This is a genomic window from Anabaena sp. UHCC 0253 (genome assembly GCF_009712085.1).
Lineage (GTDB): Bacteria > Cyanobacteriota > Cyanobacteriia > Cyanobacteriales > Nostocaceae > Dolichospermum.
Window position 1 is genome coordinate 537,539 of sequence record NZ_VILD01000002.1, and the last position, 23,736, is coordinate 561,274.

At 35.8% G+C, this 23,736-nt stretch carries 19 protein-coding genes, 1 tRNA gene and 2 pseudogenes; 7 read left to right on the forward strand and 15 right to left on the reverse strand.

Annotated features, from left to right (window positions below; all coding sequences use genetic code 11):
* Positions 1 to 359: hypothetical protein (locus FJR38_RS06630; RefSeq protein ID WP_168536061.1), on the forward strand; the 359-nt coding region annotated here is incomplete at its 5' end.
* Between the two features lie 11 nt (positions 360 to 370).
* Here the strand turns inward: FJR38_RS06630 and FJR38_RS06635 are convergent.
* The 8 genes from FJR38_RS06635 to FJR38_RS06665 form a co-directional block, all read right to left on the reverse strand.
* Positions 371 to 1,267: a hypothetical protein gene (locus tag FJR38_RS06635; protein WP_168536063.1), complete on the reverse strand. Its 897-nt coding sequence runs from the start codon at positions 1,265 to 1,267 to the stop codon at positions 371 to 373.
* Positions 1,268 to 1,317: 50 nt separating this feature from the next.
* Entirely contained in the window at positions 1,318 to 2,442 is a 1,125-nt protein-coding gene (locus FJR38_RS06640) for a hypothetical protein (protein WP_168536065.1), read from the reverse strand.
* A gap of 17 nt (positions 2,443 to 2,459) precedes the next feature.
* Entirely contained in the window at positions 2,460 to 3,869 is a 1,410-nt protein-coding gene (locus FJR38_RS06645) for a hypothetical protein (protein ID WP_168536067.1), read from the reverse strand.
* Positions 3,870 to 3,888: 19 nt separating this feature from the next.
* Positions 3,889 to 4,743, reverse strand: coding sequence for a zinc ribbon domain-containing protein (locus FJR38_RS06650; RefSeq protein ID WP_168536069.1), 855 nt, complete (start codon positions 4,741 to 4,743; stop codon positions 3,889 to 3,891).
* Positions 4,744 to 4,852: 109 nt separating this feature from the next.
* Complete coding sequence (locus tag FJR38_RS06655) at positions 4,853 to 7,648, reverse strand: cell division protein FtsA (protein WP_217359989.1); 2,796 nt, start codon at positions 7,646 to 7,648, stop codon at positions 4,853 to 4,855.
* Positions 7,649 to 7,650: 2 nt separating this feature from the next.
* The gene (locus tag FJR38_RS27680; RefSeq protein WP_217359991.1) at positions 7,651 to 8,106 is read right to left on the reverse strand and encodes a hypothetical protein; all 456 of its coding nucleotides are present in this window, start codon (positions 8,104 to 8,106) and stop codon (positions 7,651 to 7,653) included.
* Between the two features lie 14 nt (positions 8,107 to 8,120).
* Complete coding sequence (locus FJR38_RS28250) at positions 8,121 to 9,626, reverse strand: hypothetical protein (protein WP_168496710.1); 1,506 nt, start codon at positions 9,624 to 9,626, stop codon at positions 8,121 to 8,123.
* Positions 9,627 to 9,629: 3 nt separating this feature from the next.
* Positions 9,630 to 10,100, reverse strand: a complete 471-nt coding sequence (locus tag FJR38_RS06665) for a hypothetical protein (RefSeq protein WP_168496712.1) — start codon at positions 10,098 to 10,100, stop codon at positions 9,630 to 9,632.
* A 184-nt stretch (positions 10,101 to 10,284) separates the two neighbouring features.
* Between FJR38_RS06665 and FJR38_RS06670 the strand changes: the two genes are divergently transcribed.
* A complete protein-coding gene (locus FJR38_RS06670; RefSeq protein WP_168536071.1) occupies positions 10,285 to 11,676 on the forward strand; it encodes a hypothetical protein in 1,392 nt (463 codons plus the stop codon).
* Positions 11,677 to 11,762: 86 nt separating this feature from the next.
* Here the strand turns inward: FJR38_RS06670 and FJR38_RS06675 are convergent, their stop codons facing one another.
* Positions 11,763 to 11,963, reverse strand: coding sequence for a hypothetical protein (locus FJR38_RS06675; protein ID WP_168536073.1), 201 nt, complete (start codon positions 11,961 to 11,963; stop codon positions 11,763 to 11,765).
* A gap of 157 nt (positions 11,964 to 12,120) precedes the next feature.
* Here FJR38_RS06675 and mnmE point away from each other — a divergent pair, with 157 nt between their 5' ends.
* Complete coding sequence (gene mnmE, locus FJR38_RS06680; protein ID WP_168496717.1) at positions 12,121 to 13,515, forward strand: tRNA uridine-5-carboxymethylaminomethyl(34) synthesis GTPase MnmE; 1,395 nt, start codon at positions 12,121 to 12,123, stop codon at positions 13,513 to 13,515.
* Positions 13,516 to 13,639: 124 nt separating this feature from the next.
* Positions 13,640 to 13,712, forward strand: a tRNA-Ala gene (locus tag FJR38_RS06685).
* A gap of 228 nt (positions 13,713 to 13,940) precedes the next feature.
* Here FJR38_RS06685 and mutT read toward each other — a convergent pair.
* Together mutT and FJR38_RS06695 are read right to left on the reverse strand one after the other, a co-directional pair.
* Positions 13,941 to 14,364, reverse strand: a pseudogene (gene mutT, locus FJR38_RS06690) (8-oxo-dGTP diphosphatase MutT).
* A gap of 91 nt (positions 14,365 to 14,455) precedes the next feature.
* Positions 14,456 to 14,800, reverse strand: coding sequence for a DUF760 domain-containing protein (locus FJR38_RS06695; protein WP_168536075.1), 345 nt, complete (start codon positions 14,798 to 14,800; stop codon positions 14,456 to 14,458).
* Positions 14,801 to 14,896: 96 nt separating this feature from the next.
* On the opposite strand from FJR38_RS06695, the gene FJR38_RS06700 reads away from it, so the two are divergent.
* Complete coding sequence (locus tag FJR38_RS06700; RefSeq protein ID WP_168496723.1) at positions 14,897 to 15,034, forward strand: hypothetical protein; 138 nt, start codon at positions 14,897 to 14,899, stop codon at positions 15,032 to 15,034.
* Here the strand turns inward: FJR38_RS06700 and FJR38_RS06705 are convergent, their stop codons facing one another.
* The 3 genes and pseudogenes from FJR38_RS06705 to FJR38_RS06715 all read right to left on the reverse strand — a co-directional run bounded on the left by FJR38_RS06705 (position 15,035) and on the right by FJR38_RS06715 (position 20,982).
* On the reverse strand, positions 15,035 to 15,991 hold the full coding sequence (locus tag FJR38_RS06705) for an RNA polymerase sigma factor, RpoD/SigA family (RefSeq protein ID WP_168496725.1): 957 nt from the start codon (positions 15,989 to 15,991) through the stop codon (positions 15,035 to 15,037).
* Positions 15,992 to 16,573: 582 nt separating this feature from the next.
* Positions 16,574 to 19,829 (reverse strand): annotated as a pseudogene (gene carB, locus FJR38_RS06710) (carbamoyl-phosphate synthase large subunit).
* 598 nt (positions 19,830 to 20,427) lie between these two features.
* Positions 20,428 to 20,982 (reverse strand): Dps family protein, encoded by a 555-nt coding sequence (locus tag FJR38_RS06715; RefSeq protein WP_168536077.1) that lies wholly within the window; start codon positions 20,980 to 20,982, stop codon positions 20,428 to 20,430.
* Between the two features lie 406 nt (positions 20,983 to 21,388).
* Here FJR38_RS06715 and FJR38_RS06720 point away from each other — a divergent pair, with 406 nt between their 5' ends.
* Positions 21,389 to 22,084, forward strand: a complete 696-nt coding sequence (locus FJR38_RS06720) for a response regulator transcription factor (protein WP_168496731.1) — start codon at positions 21,389 to 21,391, stop codon at positions 22,082 to 22,084.
* 264 nt (positions 22,085 to 22,348) lie between these two features.
* Here FJR38_RS06720 and FJR38_RS06725 read toward each other — a convergent pair whose 3' ends face one another.
* Entirely contained in the window at positions 22,349 to 22,630 is a 282-nt protein-coding gene (locus FJR38_RS06725; protein WP_168496733.1) for an Npun_R1517 family heterocyst differentiation transcriptional regulator, read from the reverse strand.
* A gap of 718 nt (positions 22,631 to 23,348) precedes the next feature.
* On the opposite strand from FJR38_RS06725, the gene FJR38_RS06730 reads away from it, so the two are divergent.
* Positions 23,349 to 23,705 carry an NAD(P)H-quinone oxidoreductase subunit M gene (locus FJR38_RS06730; protein WP_168496735.1) on the forward strand — a complete coding sequence of 119 codons (357 nt, stop codon included), beginning with the start codon at positions 23,349 to 23,351 and terminating at the stop codon, positions 23,703 to 23,705.
* The last annotated feature ends 31 nt before the right edge of the window (positions 23,706 to 23,736 follow it).

Here is a 23,736-nt window from a genome sequence, read left to right on the forward strand (position 1 = left end):
TTCAGAATCAAGCTGTAGCTAATCTCGCTTTTCCAGAGGGAGAATTTTTTGATGTAGAGGGTCAACCGCGTATTTGGCATTTAACTCTTTGGCAAGCGAAAGGTCAGTATTACTACAAAAACTTAAACCTCAAAACAGGTAAAAAACTTTGTTTAATTGGTGCTAAAGCATCTGGAACTAAAGCCCGTCCTGTTTTTACTTGGACTAATGCTAAATATAAATATCGAGTTTCTTGGCAAATTGTCCAAACTGACTTGGTAAGATTAGAGGTAATAAATCCTTCCGGTAAGGTAATTTTAAATCAATTTCTTGTTCGTCAACCAGGAGAATTTGAAGATCCAAACGCAACTAGATGTTAACATCATCTTTTTTAACTGCGATCAAATTTACTACCACGATGATTTTCTACAGATTCTATCCGCGTTTTGAGTAAATCTATTTGCAAATAAACATAATCTCTGAGAACTGGTATTTTCTCAATATGAGATTCTAATTTTTTCTGATTTTCCTCAGCATAGGATAACTGTAATTTTAAATCATCCAATTCTTTAGACATTTCTACGATGTAAAACTCTGAATTTTTTCGGAGTTCATGAGAACGATTTAACTCTAATCTTAAATCATCTAATTGCTGATAAATGTTCTGAATTTCTACATGAGTATCTTCTTTGGGTTCTTGAAAATCAGGAAGTTCAAATTTAATCTGAGAAAAAGGATCACTAAATTCTAGACTACCTTTTTCTTCTAGTTTCCATTCTTTTCCATTCGGTAAACTGGATACTCTTGCAGGTTTAGTTAATATAAAATGGGTATCTAATAAAGAAGTATCACCATGAAAATCAAATAATTTTTCTATAGTTCTTATTTTATGGATATGTAATTTAATATTAATGCTAGGTACAAGCCAAATATTATCTTGATTACATACAATAATCCAATATTTGCCATTGTCGTCATTTTCTAAAAAAACTGGTTCAGTTGGTTTATTTTCTCGATAACTTTTAGTTGTTAATTCCGCAATAATCGAATTTCTCAATAAAACCTTGGGAACATCATTATAAACTTGTACTAATTCAGATTCAGATATATTCAGAGATGTGATTTGTTCTGTTTGTAAATTACCAGTGACAATGACTGAACCATCTTGAATTCTATCAGTTAGCGTGGATAAATAATTTTCTATATTAGTTATTCTCGGTGCAAAATGTTGATAGCACAGTTGTTTTAATTCTTCAACTTTACGAAAAAGATTATCAAAGTTAGTCATTTCCTATTCCAATCCTTAGCTAGAATTTTTATCAATAATTTTATATGACTCTATTCAAATTCAATAATTCCCCGTTCAGTTAGTTGCCAAGTTTGTGAATTACCTATCATAACTACCTTAGCAGGTTTGAGTAATTTAAACTTACTTGTTGCTTTACTTCCTTTACATTCAAATAAAATTCTAATACTTTCTACCGTTGCACGATTTATATTTAGATGTTTTCTAGGCATAACATATAATTGTTCCCTACCAATTAACCAGTAGTAACCTTGTGCTTGCTTTTCTAAAACTATAGCTTCAATATTACCTTGAATACGCTTTTCAATGCTGGTATTTGTTTCTGCAACTTGCTTTGCTTGTTGGGAAATAATAACAGGATTAGAATTATAAGCTTCTACAATTCGCAATTCTTGAGCATTTAAATTTACACTACTGGATGTATTTATTAACTTTTCCTGTTGAGATGTTGTTTTTTCGGGAAGAGTAGCTATCTGATGATTGGGAAAATTATTTTCTAATTTAGTTTCTAAACTACCATAATTTTCATTAATTCTTTCTATTTCTCCTTGCAATCTTTGTTGAATTTCTATTAATTGTTGAACTTGAGATTTTAATTGAATAATCTCCTTTTGAGATTCAAGTATATACTCATTAAATTCTTCTCGTGACACCTGTGTAATTAAATTTTGCTGTTCATTATTTTGATTAACTTTTAATTTAGGTATGTTTTCTGAACTTTTATTATTAGCATTTATAATTTCTAAAAAAGATGAATTATTAAAATCAATAATTCCCTGTTTAGCTAAAATCCACCCTTCCCCACTGCTAGAAGGAAATACTTGAGCCGGTTTTTTGAGAATAACTTCACGGGAATCCGAATTTTCGTAATTATAAAATTCAAAAAGTTTGCTTAAGACCTCTTTTTTAGGAGTATTAATTCTACTCTTTAATTTAGTATTGGGAAATAACCAATAAATATTATTATCACTGGCAATGATCCAATAGTCTCCTTTCGGATTTTCTGTAAGTGATATTTCTTGATTACCACTGGTATAATAGTGGGCAGATATATTTACTAATATTGCATATTTTTCAATTAATCTGGGAATATAGTTATATAAAATTAAGCATTCCCATTCTGAATAATCTACTTTGTTACTACTATCATTTTGCATTTTATTTAATTTTCAACTTAAAATTGCAGTTGACCAATTTCTATTAATTGCCACTTTTCTCCAATTGAAGCTACTTTTGCTGGTTTAACTAGAGTAAAATTATTTTGTGCATTTTGGCTATATCCTAAGCATTCAAAAAAGGTAGAAATTGTCCGATAGTTATGTTCATTGATTTTCATACTACCTTTAGGAACAATATATTCTTGATTACCTTCTTTAATAATCCAATAATTACCTCGATTATTAGATTCTAGAATAGGTGCAACATCACGTCCAAGATGACGTTGTTCTGCTGTATACTCACTTTCAGAAACAGTTATTGCTTGATGAGATAGGGAACGAGAATTGATATTATATGTTGATACTAATTGATTATTTGAATTGGATATATTAACTGATGAAGATGCAGGAATAATTACTGATTTTGGTGAATAAACTACATCTTTGTTAGGTTGTATGTTCGGGATATGATGAGGTGGAGATGAATAATTTTGTAAGTTATGATTTTGATTACTTTTTTCTAGTTGCTTTAACCTTTCATCAAAAAGCTTCAAGTTTTTATAAATTTCATTCATTTCTATTTGAAAATTATCAATATCAACATTTTTTTTATTATTTTTAGCCAAAGCAATAATTTTACGTTGCTCTTCAACAAGAGTGATAATTCTGTAAATACAAAATATTAATGCAATCAATAAAATAAATCCCCCAATAGTAGTAGTTAGACTTAATCTATTTAGGTGATTTTTAAGTTCTCTAATTTCTAATTCTGAGTTGGAATTATTTACTTGATTACTATTGACAATTTGAGAAGTTTTCTCAATGAAAGGTTGCTGATTAATAAGTTGCTGAAGAGATAAAATTTGTTTGTCTAATTCTTGAATTTTATTAGTAGTAAATAGTTCTATTTCTTCCTGCGTTGTTACTCCCAAATTACCATAAAATGTATCAGCTATTTTTCTTCTGCTAAAAAATCCTAAATCTTTTTGTACTTGACTTACTCCATTTTCTGTTAATCCTTTTTCTAGGGGGGTAATGATTTTATTAATCTCAGTGATTATTAAAACTATATTTTCAACTGTAGTAACTATTTGACTATTGTCAGATATTGATGAATCTTGAATTAATAAATTCAGTTCTTTTAGGAGGGAATTTATTTTTTCTTGAATATTTTTAGAAGTAACTTCGTTACGGTTTTTACTCGTCTTGACGACTAATTTTACTTCGTTATTAAAAGACGTAATTGACTCTTTTAATTCTTTGACTAATTGACTAATCTTGGGATATTTATTAATTGATTTCTGATTGTTGTTTTTTTGAATATTACTATTTTGGGCAATATTATTACTACCTACAGCAGAATATCCCAGGAGTAAGTTAAACGACAATATAAAAACTGGAATCAAGCGGTAAATTTTATTTTTCATATTTTTCAACCTCTAATAATCATGAAAACTCTATAATTCCTTTTGCTTCTAACCGCCATTTTTCTTCGCTATTGATTACAGATACTTTAGCAGGTTTGATTAATGTAATATTGTCTGTTGAGTTTTTATCATAGTTTCGACAGTCAAATAATGTTACTAAAGTAGTTTTATAACTATTTTCATTGATTTTGTGTTTAGGTTTAGGTACTAAATATTTATTATCAATAATCCAATATTCTCCTCTACCTCTAGCATTGCGCTCGAAAACTGCTGGTGCTTGACTACCCGTCCAACGCTGTGATTTACTGACTTCTGTTTCTGAAACTTCGATTTTGTCTGTATAATCTAATTGGTTTTGTTTATAATTTTCTAACAAATCAGTAAATTCTTGATTATCATTTATACTGCTAATTTCTTCATCTGTTACGACATTATTTATTGGATTAACTGCATCTTCTAACGCTGTATCACTTTGATCTTGTATATTTCCTTGGATTGATTCGTAAACAGGGTAAGAATCCTTAGAAGTTAATTTCTCATTAATTTGCTCAATGTTAGAAAGTATATCCGGTAATACCTGCAAATATTTTTCTAATGATGAAGAGTCTGATAGTATTTGCTTTTGTTTTTTAACTTCTTCTAATTCTTTTTGAATCACTACATTCTGTTGTTTAATTTCCGAATATTTATGATGGAATTTTTTCCATATTTCTTTAGCCCAAAGTAATCGCTGTTCTTCCCTATGCTGTATTTCTATAGGTATTTCTCCTAAACTCGATGGAAATGGAGTAATATACCAAGAACACTTTGAGCAAAATTCAACTGAACCTTCAATATATTCGTGACCACATACTGGACATTTTAATTGTATCATCACTAACCTTCAAAGTTTTTATTCTAGAACTAATGTATGAAATAAAATAAGCGATTTAAATCGCCTATTTTTAGTAACCAAGTAATCAGGGCAAAGTTCAAAAAATATCTTATTTTCCTGCCCACTCTTTACCTAAAACTCTGAGTAATGCCTTTAAGCCGATGATAAAAGGTGGTTCTTCTCGGATATCTTCAATATTGCCTTTAATGGCATTTAAAGAATTTCTGAGTTCTCTTTCTGTAGCCCGCCATAGCTTTTCATTATAATCTGGGTCAGGATCATCTGGATATTCTTTTAATTCATAACCATCTAAAGGTTTGATACCATCAATTCCTAACTCATCTAAACTAGCATGGAAAGCATTTAGAAATAACTTCAACTGAGTTAATTCAGGAATTTCATATTTACTAATACTTTTGCCTTTAAACTCTAAACGTTCTTGCCAACCAAAATTTTCTCCACTGATTTTACAATCTTCTCCAGCGATGACAGGATCTTTTTCTTTTTTTCCTAATCCTTGTAGTTTTCGATCTTTCAAAACCAATCCACAAGCGGCTTCATCTTTGGGGTTTTGACTCAGACGGGTGAGTTCTTCTGTATCAGGAAAACCAGAAGCAATACTCATCATGTGACTGAGTAAACTATTAATTTCTGAATTACGGTCAAATTCACCCCCTTCTGCCAGCCAATGTAACAGACGAGAAGCATTTCCACCGATATACACGGGAGTAATTTGATTTTGAGAATATTTATCCTCTTTGTGCAGAACTGAGAGGATTTGGCCTACATAGAAATACAAGCCAGATATGCCAATTGCCATCAAACGAATTAGCCCTTGAAAATCTTTATCTTCTTCAAATCTATCTCGTTTTGTCTCTAACCAATTTCCAGCTTCAAGACGCATCCAAACATCGAGTTTGGCGTTGAAAGCGGGACCTTTAAGTTTTGTCCAATCCTTCGTATCATTAATGTTAGGATCTAATTTTTTCAGGAAATTAGGATTCATCTCTATAAATTGAGAAAAAAGATGACTACCTGCTAATAGAACTGAACATTGATGCAGTAATTGATCATCTTGCCAAATAGAAATATCTGATGTTCCACCACCCATATCAATACAAGTAGTGCTGACGAGATCATATCCCTCCTGCTCTGCAAAATACTGGGCAACTGCTAAACTTTCAGTGCGGAAATAGGTAGGATCATCCTTAGCTGGACTATTGTGTATGATTCCTGTTTTTGATGCTAATTCTTTAGTTAATCTTTGCCAATTTATGGCGTAATTTTGTTGTTCTTTAGGAGAAAATGCTGAAGGAAATGATAAAGACCATTGAATAGTTGATACACCATTTTTAGCTGCGATCGCTGCAATATGTAGTGCTAGATGTTTTAGAAAAAGTTGATTATCTGTAGGATTGTTAGTTGACCATTTTAAGTTAGTTTTAATCCATGTTTCTTGAGGAGCAAATCTTTGGAGATTAGGAACATAAAGACGACCATCGAAAATAGGATTTATTTGATCATCTTTGGACTTAGTTGCTCCTCGATTTGTTAATACTGTAGACATGGGAAAAGGTTTATCAATGGGAATAAAACTTTCGGGAATAAAGAATTCAAACAAAACTGGAAATCGCGTATCAATAGAAACATCTGTTACTTTGCAGTGTAGATTTTCTAGACTGAGACGTTCTATCAATCGGTCATTTTTATTAACATAAACATTAGTAAATGAAGTACCAAAATCAATACCAACTACCCACTCTCCGGTTAATCTTATTTCTTCAGGACTAGGTAGCAGAATTAAACCAATAGTGTTTGTATAAATATCTTTACACTCAATTAAAGCTGGAAATTCTTCTAAGCGAACTACCTGATAAGCACCTTGTCCTTCTTTAAAGGTATGAGTATTTTTAGCTGTGGGGAAACTGATTTGAAATGTTTCTTCCCCATATTCAGCATCATAGTAAAAGCCGTAATATTCTTGCCAACCTTCAGCTTTAAAATTCGGCCATATTTCTAAAACAGGCACTTCATAAATGATATTTTCTTCTAATAAAGGATAATCTTTAACTAAAAAGAAATTTTGCGGCGCTTTACCACCTTTAACACCATAAAGAGGTAAAGTTAAAGTTAACCGAACTTGTGACCCTCCAGCACCATTATTAACCAGTTGTAGTTTAACTTTTTTAGTTAAATCTTCTGGGGTAAAGTAGTTCAACAAAATCGGATTTAGAGGAATTAAAGGAGTAATATTCCTATTTTTGAATACTAAGGATTGCGTACCTTCAGGAAGTAAAGCGCCTGGTAAAATTCCCTCTTGATCAATAAATTTCAAATCGGGTAAAAATAAATCTTTCGATTCCAGACAAATTACTTTTCTGCTCTTATTCCATGTTTCTATATCTTCAGTCCGAAAAGCTGCTAAATTTTTACCTTCATAAACACAAATGTTCTGCGGTGGTTCATTCCAAGCAGTGGCAATATTTGGATCAATTATTAGTAATGGGGGAACATTTTGTTTACTTAAACTAGGAACAATCCTCACATTAGATTCTCTCGATTCAACCTTAACAGGCAAATTAAGAGCAGTTAAAGCCCCTCGATTGATTTCTACTTCAAAATAGGCAGGATTCTCACTAAATTGAAAATTAGCTGTAGATGTCAAACCTAAACTATTAATAAAGCCATTCAATAAACCCACAATTCTGTCAATAGCTTTACTGTCACCGTTATATCTCCTAATTTCTCGGCTGAGGTTATTTAACCAAAATGCCAGTTGAGATTTTTCGGTATCATTAAGATAATTATGGGGAGATTGTAACTGTAATGTATTGGCATTCCACCAAGGTAAACCTTCCCAATTTCCTTGTTCTGAAGATACAACTAATGTACTAGGAGAAGTCATACCTACAGGTTGATTATTCCAAGTAAATATATAGAGGTCTTCCCAAGGATGTTTATTATTATTGAATGTGAAAAGGGTGTTACCTGGATCAGGTAAAAGTTCATAAAGAGAACGGGCAAAAACATGAGCGTCTTTTTTGTTCCCAGTTCTAAAAGTTGGGCTTTAATAGGGAAATTGCGGACTTCTGCTAGTGCTAAAGCTGCTAACATTCCTTGCCATTGAATAATCATTTGTTCCCGAATGGGATAGGCATCATTATGTAATGCCATTTCCACAGACAAAGGACGCGCCCACACTGTCGGAACTGAACTAACGCTTTTTACTTCGCCGGGTGCTTTGTAATCTAAACTAGAAGCAACTTGATTAAAAGTAGTTATGCCTTGAGAATTCCAACTACCAGAATTACCTGATTTAACATCACAATCATCTTTGAGTTTTGGCAATAATAAACTTGTCATTTTCAATTTTTCTCCTATAACCGACAAACAAGATATAAAGCTTTAGCAAGTCCAAGTATGCCTTGCTTTGGTAAACTCACAGCTTCAGGATTTAAGCGTTTTTTGAGTTCTTGAACTGTGTCTCTAGATTTTTGATTTTGATCTCGACTGTCACCTAGTCCAGCAATCAAATCTGATAAATTTTGATGATTCAGATTGCTATTACTAAAATGATTAACATTAAATAATTGAATTGTTTCACCAACACATTGATGAATTTGTGAAAGCCAACGTAAATAATCTTGACACCAAATAGTAATTGTTTCTATGGCATTCTGTTGCTCTGGATCATTAAAATCTATTTCTTGCTTGGAATTATTGCCAAAAACAGCGCGGTTAGGAAAGAATTTAACAAACCAAAATCCCTGGGGACTTTTTTGAAACTCCTTCACACCAATTCTTTTTGCTTCTGCTAATGCTGGGGCAATATGCGATAACCAAACGAAAGCAAACCGAGTTGCATTTACAAACTCTGCATTAACTTCTTTTTGATCAGGAATATCTTTCCAAATTAATGTTTTTAAGTTTTCTCGATTCATCAACACCACTGTTTTTTCTCCAGGAGGTGTTTTTAGTAAAAATTGTCTTGCAGCTAATGCGGCATATAATTCAATAAAATGGGGATCATTACGTTGGGTATTTTTGCCCACACTAAATTTTTTAACTGGTGATAATTGCTGATTTCCTAGCAAATATACTGTATCAAAGCTCTCTTGAGCTTGACCACCATAATAACGCAATGCGGCTTCTGTATTCAATAAAAACTGTTCAGAACGAGCATAGACTGTTTCTACATTTTCCCCCATCGTAGGGTTAAAGCCGAAATAAGGTAACATAAATAAGCAACCTAAATCAACTTTATCTCTAATTCTCAAAGTTTCTAATTTATTATGAATTAATCTACCAATTGTTGGTAATCCTGAAGCACCTGTTCCACCAAATATTGATCCACATAAAAATACTTTAGGCCGTTTTCCTCCACCAGTATCTTTTTGAATTTGGCTCACTAATATACCCCAAGAGTCAGAGTCTAAAGCATCTAGTTTTACCTGACTCATTACAGCCGCACCAATGGCAGGTCTACCACGAAAACCTACATCTAAGTTAGCATCTCTTTCTTCTGAAGTATATAAAACATCAAATAAATTTCCTAATGCTGGTTCTTCATCTTTCAAAATGTTGTATTCAAAGAAAGAACCAAGATTTTTATTGATACTATTATTAGCAAAAGGCGACCATAGAGAGAAGGATTCAATTTTTGTTTGCATCCAAGAATTTTTATCATGCAAACCTAATTTATAGCATTTTTGATAGGTATCTAAACTTGTTAAGGCTCTACTTAAATTGCCATTTGTTTCATCAGCATCTACAAATAATAAATGCAGGGTTTCTTCGCTAAAAAGTCCTATGGATGCTAGTTGGATAATAGCTTCAATGCACTTAGCACCAGTTCCACCAATTCCAATTACATAAATTGACATTTCTTAATCTCCCATCAGTTTATGACGTATAAAAAAAGCTCCTGGCGGAATATATTTGATTGCTTCAGGAGAACTGGTAACTGTACTTAACCAATACAGCCAGATAGTATCTAAAAGGAAAAATCCCATTAAAGAAAACTGGGCTTCGTCGCTGCGGTTAATATAAAAGACGGTAAAGCCTATAGTGGCTATGGGGAATAGTCCTAACAACCACCAAATTAACATCCATTGGCCTATACTGCTGCCAGTAGACTTACTGGTTGCGCCTAATACGCACCAAAGAATTGTTGAGAACATACAAACAGCGAACATAATCAGTGAGGCTGTGGTATAGTCAGTGCCGAGCCAGGTATCAAGGGGGACTTTTTGAATGGGGATGATTTGATTTTCATATATTAACCGCTGCCCTAAAAACATGATTGCAGCCCCAATGACGCTAAAAACGATAATTCTGATGATTTCCCACGGTTTCATTAGTCCTCCTTACGACTTGTAGTTTTTTAGAACAGTGCAGTCTAGTTTAAACGTAGCACAAGTATTCTTTGATATAGTCTCATATTGATGCTATTATGGCAATAAAAAATACCGTAAAATTACTTAATATTTATTAGTAATAGTACACATATCAACAAAAAAGTATTAGCGGAGAAATAAGAAAATGATGGGTTCTAGATGGGTAATTTTAGTATTTATGGCGCTTTTGCTGACAGCTTGTAATACAAAAGAAGAGTTAAAATGTGAAATTCCTAATATTAATTCTACTAATAGTCAAACTGCTAATAAATCAGATAATCTCAATGTGGCTATTTATGTAGATGGTAGTGGTTCAATGTTAGGATATGTAAAAAATGGAGAAACAAATTATATCAAAGCTTTAAAATCTCTGAGAAATGTATTTGAATTAACAGGTAAACTGCCAGTTGAATATTATCGGATTGGTACTCCAATTCAGAAAATAACAGGTAGTGATTATTATAGTTATGGAGGTAGTCCAGTTTTTTATGATGGTAGTAATGCTAAATTTAAGGCTGTGTCTAGTCCCATAGATGCGGCTATTGTTCCGGCTGAAAAAGATCAGCAGAAAATGACGGTTATTATTACAGATTTGGAACAAAATAGTGGTGATGTTACCAAATTAAATAAAAGAATTCAAGATACTTATTTTAATTCCCAAAAAAAAGATTATGCTGTGGGTGTTTGGGCAGTTAAAAGTGAATTTAATGATAAGGTTTATATTCAGGAAGCTAATAGTATTAAAACTTTTGCCTATAATTCAGGTAAGCAAGCAGATAAATTTCGTCCGTTCTATGTATTATTCATCGGACCTCATCAAGATATTAAACATTATTTTGAGCAATTGCAAAAATATGATGCTAATCAATTATTAGCTAATAGTAAGTTAATGATTTTTCATCCTGATCATATTGTTGATCAAATATCCAGTTTAGGAACGCCGCCAACATCTATACCTAAAGGTATTACGAGACCTCTTTCTTTAGTTAAAGATGGAGTTGCAGTTAGTAAAGGCAATTATGAAATATTGCAAATAGATTCACGTCAACAGGAAAATTTAACGATTAATTATAGTGTGCCTTTTTTACCATCACAATATAGTTTATTTGTAGATACTAATTCTCTGAACGCAAAAGTTAACATCGAGAAATTTGATAAATTTGCTAAAAAGTTTATAGTTGTAGATGCAAATTCAGAAATTAGTAGTGCTATGAAATTGCAAGATTGGCAAATTATTCCTCAAGAAAATAAGTTAAATTTTTCAGTCATTATCCAACCGAATAAATTTCCTGAACCTGGTATTTATAAATTACAGTTTGATATTCTCAGTCAGACTTTAGAAGTTCCTAGTTGGTGGAAAGAATGGGATTGGCAAACTAAAGCTAATGAACAAGATGGTTCAAAAACGCATAATTTGGAAGAATTTTTCATGGCACTGAAAAACAGAACAGAAACCATGAAAGCTGAACAATCACAAAATAGTGAGGATAATAATTGGTTAGTTGGTCGTTTCTGCTATGGAATTCAAAAAAATTAAAATTAGTTGAGCGGGTATTATTTAAAGGTGATGTTTTGCTGGATATGTTAGCATAGCATCAACCTGTTCATGCTAATTTGTGTAATTTAAGGATCTTCGGGAAATACCCATTTTGGGGGTTCTGCTATTTTTTTCCGCAATCTTTCTTCAGCCATTTCTAGCATTTTATCTAGGGAAGTTTCTTCAATAAACTTGGAGGTTGCTTCTCTAAATTCAATATTGGGACATTTATCCCCTAAAACGCATCCATTTACACAGGCTTCAGCACAGTTGATTTTTTGTTCCATAGTCAATTCCCTATCTATATTCAGGTGTTTTATCTTGTAAATGAATTTCACTATTATTAGTGATGAATTATTAACTGATCGCTATTCTTGAACTATTGTACTGTAGGGGTTGAGAATTTTTCTTGTTCCCTAATCCTGAATTTTTGCAAAACCGCTCATGTCTGAACTGTTGGCTAATACTGGAACTATTGCGGCGATCGCTACTGCTGTTGTCCCTCAACAAGGTAGTGTAGGTATTGTACGGGTTTCTGGTGATCATGCAATGGCGATCGCTCAAACTCTATTTTATGCCCCAGGGCGACAAGTTTGGGAAAGTCACCGTATTCTCTATGGTTATATTCGCCAACCCCAAACAAAGCAAATTATTGACGAAGCTTTGTTAATGATTATGAAAACACCCCGTTCTTTTACCCGTGAAGATGTGGTAGAGTTCCATTGCCATGGGGGGATTATGGCAGTACAACAAGTATTGCAACTATGTTTAGAAAATGGCGCAAGATTAGCCCAACCGGGAGAATTTACATTAAGAGCGTTTTTAAATGGCAGAGTAGATTTAACCCAAGCGGAAAGTATAGCAGATTTGGTGGGAGCAAAATCACCTCAAGCCGCTCAAACTGCTTTAGCTGGGTTGCAAGGTAAATTAGCTCATCCTATCCGCAAATTACGCGCTAATTGTTTGGATATTTTGGCAGAAATTGAAGCCAGAATTGATTTTGAGGAAGATTTACCACCTTTAGATGAGCAAAGAATTATTACCGAAATTGATCAAGTGACTGCGGAAATTAGCAAATTATTAGCAACAAAAGACAAAGGTGAATTATTAAGAACTGGCTTAAAAGTAGCGATAGTTGGCAGGCCAAATGTCGGAAAATCTAGTTTATTAAATGCTTGGAGTCAGAGCGATCGCGCCATTGTTACGGACCTACCAGGAACAACCCGCGATGTGGTAGAATCTCAGTTAGTTGTGGGGGGAATTCCTGTACAGGTACTAGATACAGCCGGGATTCGGGAAACAGTTGATCAGGTAGAAAAGATTGGTGTAGAGCGATCGCATCGTGCTGCTAGTGCTGCTGATTTGGTATTATTTACTATTGATGCTGCCGCAGGTTGGACTCCAGCAGATCAAGAAATTTATGCCCAAGTCAAACACCGTCCGCTAATTTTAGTTATTAATAAAATTGATCTCATTTCAACAGCAGAAAAAGAAACTCTACAATCAAAAATCCCCAATCTAAAATCTCAAATATTCACAGCCGCAGCCATAAATCAAGGAATTGATAGTTTAGAAACAGCGATTTTAGAAATAGTCCAAGGTGGAAAAGTCCAAGCCGCTGATATAGATTTAGCAATTAATCAAAGGCAAGCAGCAGCATTAACAAAAGCTAAAATATCTTTGGAACAAGTGCAAGTCACAATTATAGATAAATTACCTTTAGATTTTTGGACAATTGATTTACGAGGGGCAATTCAAGCATTAGGAGAAATCACTGGTGAAGAAGTCACAGAATCAGTATTAGATCGAATTTTTAGTAGGTTCTGTATCGGTAAATAAACCAGCTTCTTTCCTTCCCGGTTGGACTTTAACCCTGAATCAAAAAAAATCAGAGATTTATTTTCACAAACCTCTTGACTTAACTCCTATGATATGTGTTATAATAACAAAGTTAAGATTTTTTGGGGTTATAGCTCAATTGGTAGAGCGCTTCAATGGCATTGAAGAGGTCAGCGGTTCGATTCCGCTTAACTCCATACTTTGAATAAATATAGCAATATAAATGAATTGTGAGCAAATCGCTCTTTCAACTACTATATTAGGAAGTTCACTATTAAGCAGGACTTACGCACAAGTCACGAAAGAACGAACCACGAAGGAACGAAGGACACGAAGAAAAGAAGGTTTCAGAGCTATTTGCGTAAGTCCTATTAAGATTAAAGCAGGCGGAAAGTTTATTATGGGAAGGAAAAGTTGATAAAACATTAGGTGATCTTGTTTGAACTATTTCTTAAAGCTGCGATAATTTCCCCATTGGCTTCTGGAAAAGTAAAATTATCCAATTCATCTAAACTCACCCAGCGAATTTCATCACATTCTATGGTTTGGGGAACACCTGCTAAATGTTGAGAATGATGTACAGTCAAAGTCACCCGCAAATGAGTATAGGTATGATCAATAGTAATGAGATGTTCTCCAACTATAATTTCTATTCCCAACTCTTCAGAAATTTCTCGTTTAATACATTCTTGAATAGTTTCACCAGCTTCAATTTTACCCCCGCAATGACCATAAACCGCCCATTGCACCTGTAGGAAGCCGACGATCAATTAAAATCTGTTTTTGGTCATTCCAAATAACAGCGACACCAATAATTTTATGAGGAATAGAAAAACTGCTTTCTTTCATATCATTACCAATAAATAACAAAAAAACTCGGTAGACTGATTATATCTCTACCGAGTTAATATTTGATTTTGAGAATTTTCCAAAAATAATCTTATTCAACTTCGCTATTATTAGCTTCTGTTCCTTGTAAAACCATATCAAAACCCATTCTTTGTTCTGCATTCCGCAGAAAGTACCCACTAATCATAGCTGATGCCAATAAGCGACCTAAGCTTTCTCTGCTAGTGGAAATAGTAATACCAAACTGTTCTGAAGGTAAATTTCCTAAAAGTCCGATAATATTGCGTTCCATTACCTGCAACACTTCATGAGAAGTAGGTTTAGATAGTTGGGTGACAGTATCTGGACTTAATGATTTAACGTATTGCCATAATAAATTACTGGTTTCCGAATCACTATTAAAAAATTCCGATACTCGGTTGGATTGGTTACTCACGTTTGACCTCCTATAGTGCCACTACTAACGATAGTGTTTGTGACTGGAATAACTGATAGTTATTGTCTATTCGATTTAGGTGACTATTATATATTCATGTCCACTAATCTAACAGTTTATTCCTTTCGAGAGAGTCGGTTTAACCGTACCAGAAATGGTGGTGTTTTTCACCTATTAGTGAGTAAGGGTGGAGTTTCCCCACCCATAACGCCGAAAACAACTAATAACAACTGACTAACTTGCAAGATACTCATTCATAGTGGCTTTAGATTTGCGAAGTTTGTTGAGAGCTTCCCGTTCAATTTGTCGGACTCTTTCTCGGCTAATATTCAGGATTTCACCAATTTTAGCCAAAGTTAAGGATTGTCCATCAGTTAAGCCAAAACGGAGGGTAATTACTTCTTTCTGTTGGGGAGTGAGTTCCGACATCATTCGCTCTAGGTCGTATGAGAGGGAAGTTTGCATGACAAAATCTTCCGGTGTTGCTCCTGTGTCTTCTAGCATTTCCCCCAGTTCCGTGTCATAATTATCTCCTAGACGCAAATCTAGAGATAATGGCAGACGGGCTTTTTCTAGGTACTCGCGCACCTGTTTAGGTGTTAGGTCTAATTCTTGGGATAATTCAGCTACAGTGGGCGCACGTCCTAGTCCTTGGGAGAGTTGACGCTGGGCTTTTTTAATTTTGTTGAGTTTTTCGGTAATATGAATAGGCAAGCGAATAGTCCGGGCTTTTTCAGCGATCGCACGGGTAATGGCTTGACGTATCCACCAATAAGCATAAGTAGAAAATCTATAGCCTTTGGTCGGGTCAAATTTTTCTACACCCCGTTGCATTCCAATGCTGCCTTCTTGAATCAGATCAAGTAAATCAACATTGCGCTTAATGTACTTTTTGGCAACAGAAACGACTAAGCGGAGATTGGCTTCTACCATTTTCCGCTTCGCTATTTCACCAACGGCGATCGCCTCATTTAATTCTAATACTTCTAAATCAGATGCTGCTGCCCATTCTTCTAAACTTGGTTCATGACCTAACTGGGTAGCAAGACCTTCACGGATCTCATGCAAGGCAGTAGATCGTTGCACCTGTTTACCATAAAAAATCTCTTCTTCGTGAGTGAGGAGTGGCACACGGCCAATCTCACGCAGGTAAGTCCGCACGAGGTCGGTGGCTGATTGAGCGGTCTTCATGTCGCTACTCTTTGGTAATGGTGGGCTACACTATCGTGTAAGGTGTGCTGATAGGGTCGTTAACGGAATAATGTTTGAGTGTGGTGCTACCTAATTGGGCTGATAACCCATTTTATGGTTTGCAACTTCAGCACCCGATCAACTCCGTTTGCTCATATTTTGGTAAATTAGGTACTTCACTGCTAAAGGTTACAGCTATCTCCTTGTTTTCACAAGTATCTATAGTTAGATACAAGGTAGCAAGTCAAACATTTTTTGTGTTTTCTAGGAATATTAATAATTGTAACATTTATGAGAAATATTTGACTACCGAGAAACCCGCACTTTACGAGCGGATCAATATCACTCCATCCTCTATAATTACTGAACACCATATATTTACAGGGGTAGAGCTAAATTCTTGAGCCAAGAAATAGCTTCCTCATATTTGTTAAAATATCTCAATGATAACCATAATGATTCTCTTGTAATAATTGCTTAATGTTTTAGGGAATGGTCAGTGGTGATTGGTGATTGGTCATTGGGAAGGGAAAACAACTGACAACGAACAACTGACCACTGACCACTGACCACTGACAATTATTAACTCATTGGACAGTATTCTTGGATTACCTTGACATCCAAAGTCGTATTTTGCATAGAACGGATAGCTGCGGCTGTGGCTCTAGCACCTGCAATAGTGGTAATGATGGGGATTTTGTAACCCAAAGCGGTGCGGCGAATTAACTTAGAATCGGCATGAGCTTCTTCTCCAGAAGGTGTATTGATGATCAGTTGAATGTTTCCATTTTTAATGGCATCAAGGACATGGGGACGACCTTCATGGAGTTTCAGGACTGATTTCACTTCTAACCCTTGTTCCTGAAGGACTTGGCGTGTACCTTGAGTAGCCATAATTGTAAAGCCTAACTTAATAAACTCCTTAACTACATCTGCCGCTAGAGGTTTGTCTCTATCACTCATGGATACAAATACAGTCCCCTGAAGAGGTAACATTTCCCCAGCTCCTAATTCTGCTTTAGCAAAGGCGCGGCCAAAATCGCTGTCAATGCCCATAACTTCGCCTGTGGAGCGCATTTCAGGACCCAAAATGGTATCTGTACCGGGGAACTTACTAAAAGGTAAAACGGCTTCTTTAACAGCAATATGAGAAGGAATGACTTCTTTTGTAAAGTTCAATTCCTCTAAAGTTTTCCCTGACATAATTAAGGATGCCAGTTTGGCTAATTGTACGCCTGTGGCTTTAGATACAAAGGGAACTGTCCGTGATGCTCTGGGGTTCGCTTCCAAAATATACACTTGGGGAGAGTAGCCGTTTGCACCAACTACGGCAAACTGAATATTCATTAACCCGACTACAGATAGAGCTTGTGCTAGTTGGACTGTCCATAAGCGAATTTGGTTTAGGACTGCTGGAGATAGCGAAATGGAAGGTAAGGTACAAGCTGAATCACCGGAGTGAATACCCGCTTGTTCAATATGTTCCATGATGCCACCGATGACAACATTACCAGTATGATCGGCGATCGCATCTACATCCACTTCAATGGCGTTTTCTAAGAACTTATCAATTAAAATGGGGTGATCTGGTTCTACCTGGACTGCAAAGGTCATGTAGCGTTCTAATTCAGTATCAGAATAGACGATTTCCATCGCCCTTCCCCCCAATACATAACTAGGACGCACCACCACAGGATAACCAATCCGTTTAGCGACTATTAACGCATCTTCGTAACTTCTCGCCATACCGTTAGGCGGTTGAGCGATATTTAATTCTTGGAGAATCTTTTCAAACCGTTCTCGGTTTTCCGCCATATCTATAGAATCAGGTGATGTTCCCCAAATCTTGGTAATACTGTTAGACTTTTGTAAATACTCTTGCAGGGGAACGGCTAATTTTAATGGTGTTTGTCCACCGAATTGGACGATAATTCCGACGGGGTTTTCAGCTTCGATGATATTGAGAACGTCTTCTTTAGTTAATGGTTCAAAATACAGGCGATCGCTGGTATCGTAATCTGTAGAAACTGTTTCTGGGTTAGAATTTACCATAATTGTTTCATACCCAGCATCATGTAGAGAATACGCAGCATGACAACAACAATAATCAAACTCAATTCCTTGGCCAATGCGGTTTGGACCACCACCCAAAATCATCACCTTGGGTTTATCTGTCGGTAATACTTCCGTTTCTTCTTCGTAGGTAGAATAGTAATATGGAGTCAGGGCTTCAAATTCCGCCGCACACGTATCAACAGTTTTATAAACAGGGATAACTTCTAGATGTTTGCGGTATGTGCGAACTTCGTCTTCTTTGGTTTTTGTAGCATAAGCTATTTGGCGATCGCTAAATCCATTCCGCTTCACATCATACATTTGCTGTTTTGTCAACTGCTTTAGGGGAGTCCGTTTGAGAAATTTTTCTATTTCTAGCAGTTCTTGTAATTTATCTAAAAACCAAGGGTCAATAGCCGTCAGTTCATAGATTTCCTCATTAGTCATTCCTAGCTGCATAGCATGACGCACAGAAAAGATGCGTTCTGGGTTAGGAGTCCGCAATTGAGCGCGAATTTGTTCACCACTGGGCAATTTTTCGGCTTTATCGCAACCCCAACCAGCGCGACCGGTTTCTAGAGAACGTAAGGCTTTTTGGAAAGATTCATTAAATGTCCGGCCAATAGCCATTGCTTCCCCTACAGACTTCATTTGTGTAGTTAAAACTGCTTCTGAACCAGGGAATTTTTCAAACGCAAACCGAGGAATTTTGGTGACAACATAATCAATTGTCGGTTCAAAGGAAGCGGGGGTTTTTTTAGTGATATCGTTTTGCAGTTCATTCAAAGTGTAACCCACAGCTAACTTAGCCGCGATTTTGGCAATGGGAAAACCTGTGGCTTTGGAAGATAAAGCCGAACTGCGGGAGACACGGGGGTTCATTTCAATTACCACCACGTCACCATTAACGGGATTTACGGCAAACTGGATATTAGAACCGCCGGTTTCAACACCAATTTCCCGAATAATTTTAATCGCCATATCCCGTAACCGTTGATATTCTTTATCAGTTAGGGTTTGGGCGGGGGCGACGGTGATAGAATCCCCTGTATGAATCCCCATAGGGTCGAGATTTTCGATAGAACAGATAATCACCACGTTATCGGCTAAATCCCGCATGACTTCCAATTCATACTCTTTCCAACCGAGTAGAGATTGGTCAATGAGAATTTGGGACACGGGACTAGCGTCAATCCCTACTTGCGCCATTTCTTCAAATTCTTCTTGATTATAGGCGATACCCCCACCAGTCCCCCCCCATTGTAAAGGCTGGGCGGATAATTAAGGGATATGTACCAATTTGGTGAGCGATCGCTTTTGATTCGTCTAAAGTTGAGGCTGTACCACTGGGACATACTGCAACCCCAATCTTAGCCATGGCTTCGTTAAACAGTTTTCTGTCTTCGGCTTTTTCAATTGCTGGTAATTTCGCACCAATTAACTCGACGTTGTATTTCTCTAAAACGCCATTTTTCGCCAAAGCCACAGCCAAATTAAGAGCGGTTTGTCCTCCCATTGTTGGCAATAAAGCATCCGGGCGTTCTTTGGCGATAACTTTTTCAACTATTTCCGGTGTCAGCGGTTCAATATAGGTGCGGTCGGCTGTTTCCGGGTCGGTCATAATTGTAGCTGGGTTGGAGTTTACCAACACCACTTCATAGCCTTCTTCTCGTAAGGCTTTACAGGCTTGAGTTCCAGAGTAGTCAAATTCACAGGCTTGGCCAATCACAATTGGACCTGAACCTAACAGGAGAATTTTTTTGAGGTCTTGACGACGGGGCATAGTTTTTACCTTAGATTACAAAAATACAAATCCTGACTATTTTAAGGGTCTTTACCACCTAATCATGCTATTCATTAGCAAGTTTTCCGGGTTTTGAGGGCGGAAAAGGAATTAAATAATGGAAATAAGAGACTCTATTGCTGGTTTTTACGTAAATTAAAGTTTACTTAATTGTCATAGGTTATCACAATAAATCTACTGCTAAATATTTTTATTTATTGAATTGAAGTTACTGAAATATGTTTTCAATAAGCTGCTCTTGTTGATTTTCAAATGCAGGTAAATCTGTATTTAATTTTAACAAGTAAGAGTATTCCAAGTAAAAAAATGCTCAATTGTCATTGCGAATGGAGCGAAGCGGAATGAAGCAATCTCTGGTTTTGGATCATTTATTGTTTGGAACACTCTAAATGCGAGAATTTATCTTTAATGAAATCTTCAAAATTTGCAGTTAATTCAAATATATTTAAATGGCTAAAATAAAAAATGGCAAAAAGGATAATTTACACCTTTCTGCCAAAAATATGAATTTTGGAAAATTCTCAATTCCTAAAATTTACTTTTTTTGTAATTTGGTTAAATTGAGATTATGAAAACTTTAATTCTGAGCAGGTTGTACAAAACCTAAAGTTAAACTATCCTTAGCCAAGAAGTGACCTAAGTGATAAGCTCTTTCTTCAGTTTTCAAAAGAATTTTTTCGTACAAATAGCGTGTGCCTCTATCGCCCAAACTTTCAGCTTGAGCGGCTTGACGGCGAATTACACCAATTAATGCTTGTTCCGCAACCAGGTCATTTTCTACCATTGTCCGAGAAGAAAATGCGCCATCTGCTTCTGGTTCAAAACAGCATAATTCAGCTAACTTACTAAAACTAGCTGCTGGTATTCCACCCAAACCATTTAAACGTTCGCCAATTTCATGGATGTGATCTTGGACTTCGTTGTAGCTGTCGTTAAAGAATTCGTGTAGTGAATTGAACTCTGCCCCTTCAACTACAAAATGATGTTTTTGATATTGCAAGTACAATGCCTGAAAACTAGCCAATACAACATTAAATCCTTCGACAACGGGCGCGGTGACACTGTGATCTAGCAATACAGGATTGTCATAAACCTGACCAAAGTTGTGTAATATAGTTTGCGTATCAGACATGGTTCTCCTCTTTGTTTTTAACAGTTATGATTTTTAACTGCCCATGATTAACATATTAGCATTTTTAAAATAAATGCCAGTCTACTAAATCTTTTCAATCTGGCCTTTTTTGTGGCTATAAAGTAGCAATTTCATAACTTTTTAATGTTAGAAGATATTTGAAAAGGCGACTAGAAGTCGCGGCTCTACAGACAAAACCCACACTATGGCTAACGCCACGCTACGCTATCGACAAGCTCAGTGACAGCCTGCGTGGGTTCTTAGTCCGCGGAGACGGACTTTGTTTGTGTAGTAGTGATTTATAATCGCCAGAAACTTTTCTTGTGTTCAATCTCCCTCTTACCCAGTAGCCAAGACTAGCCAAATTTCGCTACATTAGGGAAATGTACACTTATAGGAATTTTCAATGTCAGCACAACTGTTACTGGTAGATGACGAACCAGGATTGAGGGAAGCCGTCAAAGAATATTTACAAGAAAGCGGTTTTAGGGTTCAAACTGCCAGTAATGCCCGTGAAGGTTGGGATTGGATGCAAGAGAACACCGCTGATTTAGTTATTTCTGATATTATGATGCCCCAGGTAGATGGCTATCAGTTTCTCAAACAACTGCGAGATGATCCTCGCTTTCAAGCATTACCAGTGGTATTTTTGACCGCCAAAGGCATGACAGGCGATCGCATTCAAGGCTACCATGCAGGTGTTGACGCTTATCTACCCAAACCATTTGATCCTGATGAATTAGTTGCCATAGTTGAAAATTTACTCGCTCGTCGTAGCGCCCAAACCCCTACTACCGGGGAAGATAGCGAAACTCCAAATCTTGCCGAATTGGCTAATCAAATCGCTCAAATTAGAATACTATTAACTCATCGAAGTGCCATATCCCAATCCCCAGCCCCATTTAAAATTGATTTGACTCCTAGAGAACAAAGTGTTTTAAATCTGGTAGCAGAAGGATTAATGAATAAAGAAATTGCCCGTCGTTTAGAAACAAGCGTTCGCAATGTGGAAAAATATGTCAGTCGTTTATTTAGTAAAACTGGTACTAATAGCCGTACAGAGTTAGTTCGTTTTGCGCTAGAACATGGTCTAGCTAAGTAAACTACCCGCACTGCTAATTAAGATTTATTGGTAGAAAACGGTAAAATGCACCTGGCTAAATTTTGCTGTCAAAATAGTAACTTACGTTACAAATTGTGATTTGTAATTTTCCTAGTTTGCCAGCATAGAGACACCAATGCTGTAGACGTAATTTTACGTTTACAAGCAAAGTCATAGTTAAAAAAACAGGTAGAAGCAGACCTTCAAAACTTAATTATCGCAATTCTCAAATAGATTTGCTATGATACGAAATTACACCGATGCCTATTGGATAGTATCAGCGAAATTCCGTAAACGCATGAGTTGACGACGCATCTGTGGAGAAGCTTTAAACTCCGAAATCTCCTGAGCTTTCACTGATGCCTGTAAGGTTTCTAAAAAGTCATCAGATCCTTCAGTTAAAGCTTCTAGTAATACTTGTAACAGTTGATCGCGATCGCTTAACAGACTTTTTTCTTCAATCAGGCGGAATTTGAGGTGGATTTCACACTCATAAACACCTACTTCGGGATTATTTATTTGACGTGGTAATGCTTTGGAGTTCATAGTTTTGAGGATTCCTTTACTTTAGTGGTCATACGGGTGAGAGACTAAATCTTCAGAAAAATTCCTTATACTTTTGTTATACTTTTGTGAATCCAAAGTTTTTGAAGATAAGAATTTTTCCTCATCCATAAAACTGGCATTCTATTTTACTCCCCCTGTATTTATTTCAGTTAGATTTTACTGTTTTTTGATGTTTCTTTACCAGTTATGGCATATCCAAGCCCTAAACTATTATTCAGTTTTTGAGGTGTCATACCATGAAGTTTCTGTAAAAAAATGATTAGGCCTTGTTAAAGGTTTTTACATCAACTTCTCCAAAACGTCAAGAAATATTATTTTTTTTACTTTCATACGTGATAATACTTAATGGGTTACACTGAATCCACTCCTTTAATAAATGCAATTTATAGTTATAGAAAAATTCACTAAATGGAGAAAAATTCAGTAAAGTTACTACGATACAAGTATATTTACATTAATAAAAATCAGAATCAGTACAAAATCCGCAAAATTTTCAAGAATAATCATATACATGAAGATAAATTAATTCCGGAATCTAAATTCCTGTATGCTTAGGTCATGGATTTCCTGCTATATTTATCGGTCTTAGAGTCCACGCTGCAAATTTTAGACTTTAACCTTCTTTTCTGCTATAAGCTCAAACATAGCAGTTAAAATAATTGCAGTGTAATTCAGCTAAACTCTTACACCCACACTTATGGATAACCCGATGCTGCTTAAGTCCACAACCCGCCATATTCGCATTTTTGCGGCGGAAATGGACAAGGATGAACTGATTCCGAGTAATCAGGTTTTGACATTAGATATTGATCCAGACAACGAATTCAACTGGAATGAAGATGCTCTGCAAAAAGTTTATCGCCAGTTTGATCAACTTGTAGAAGCATCTAGTGGCGCGGATCTAACCGATTACAACTTACGCCGCATTGGTTCAGACTTAGAGCATTATCTGCGATCGCTTCTCCAAAAAGGCGAAATTAGCTACAATCTCTCCAGTCGCGTTACTAACTACAGCATGGGATTACCTCAAGTTGCAGCTAAAGACAATCAATAAATTTGGTAAATATAGCAGGTGATAGGTGATA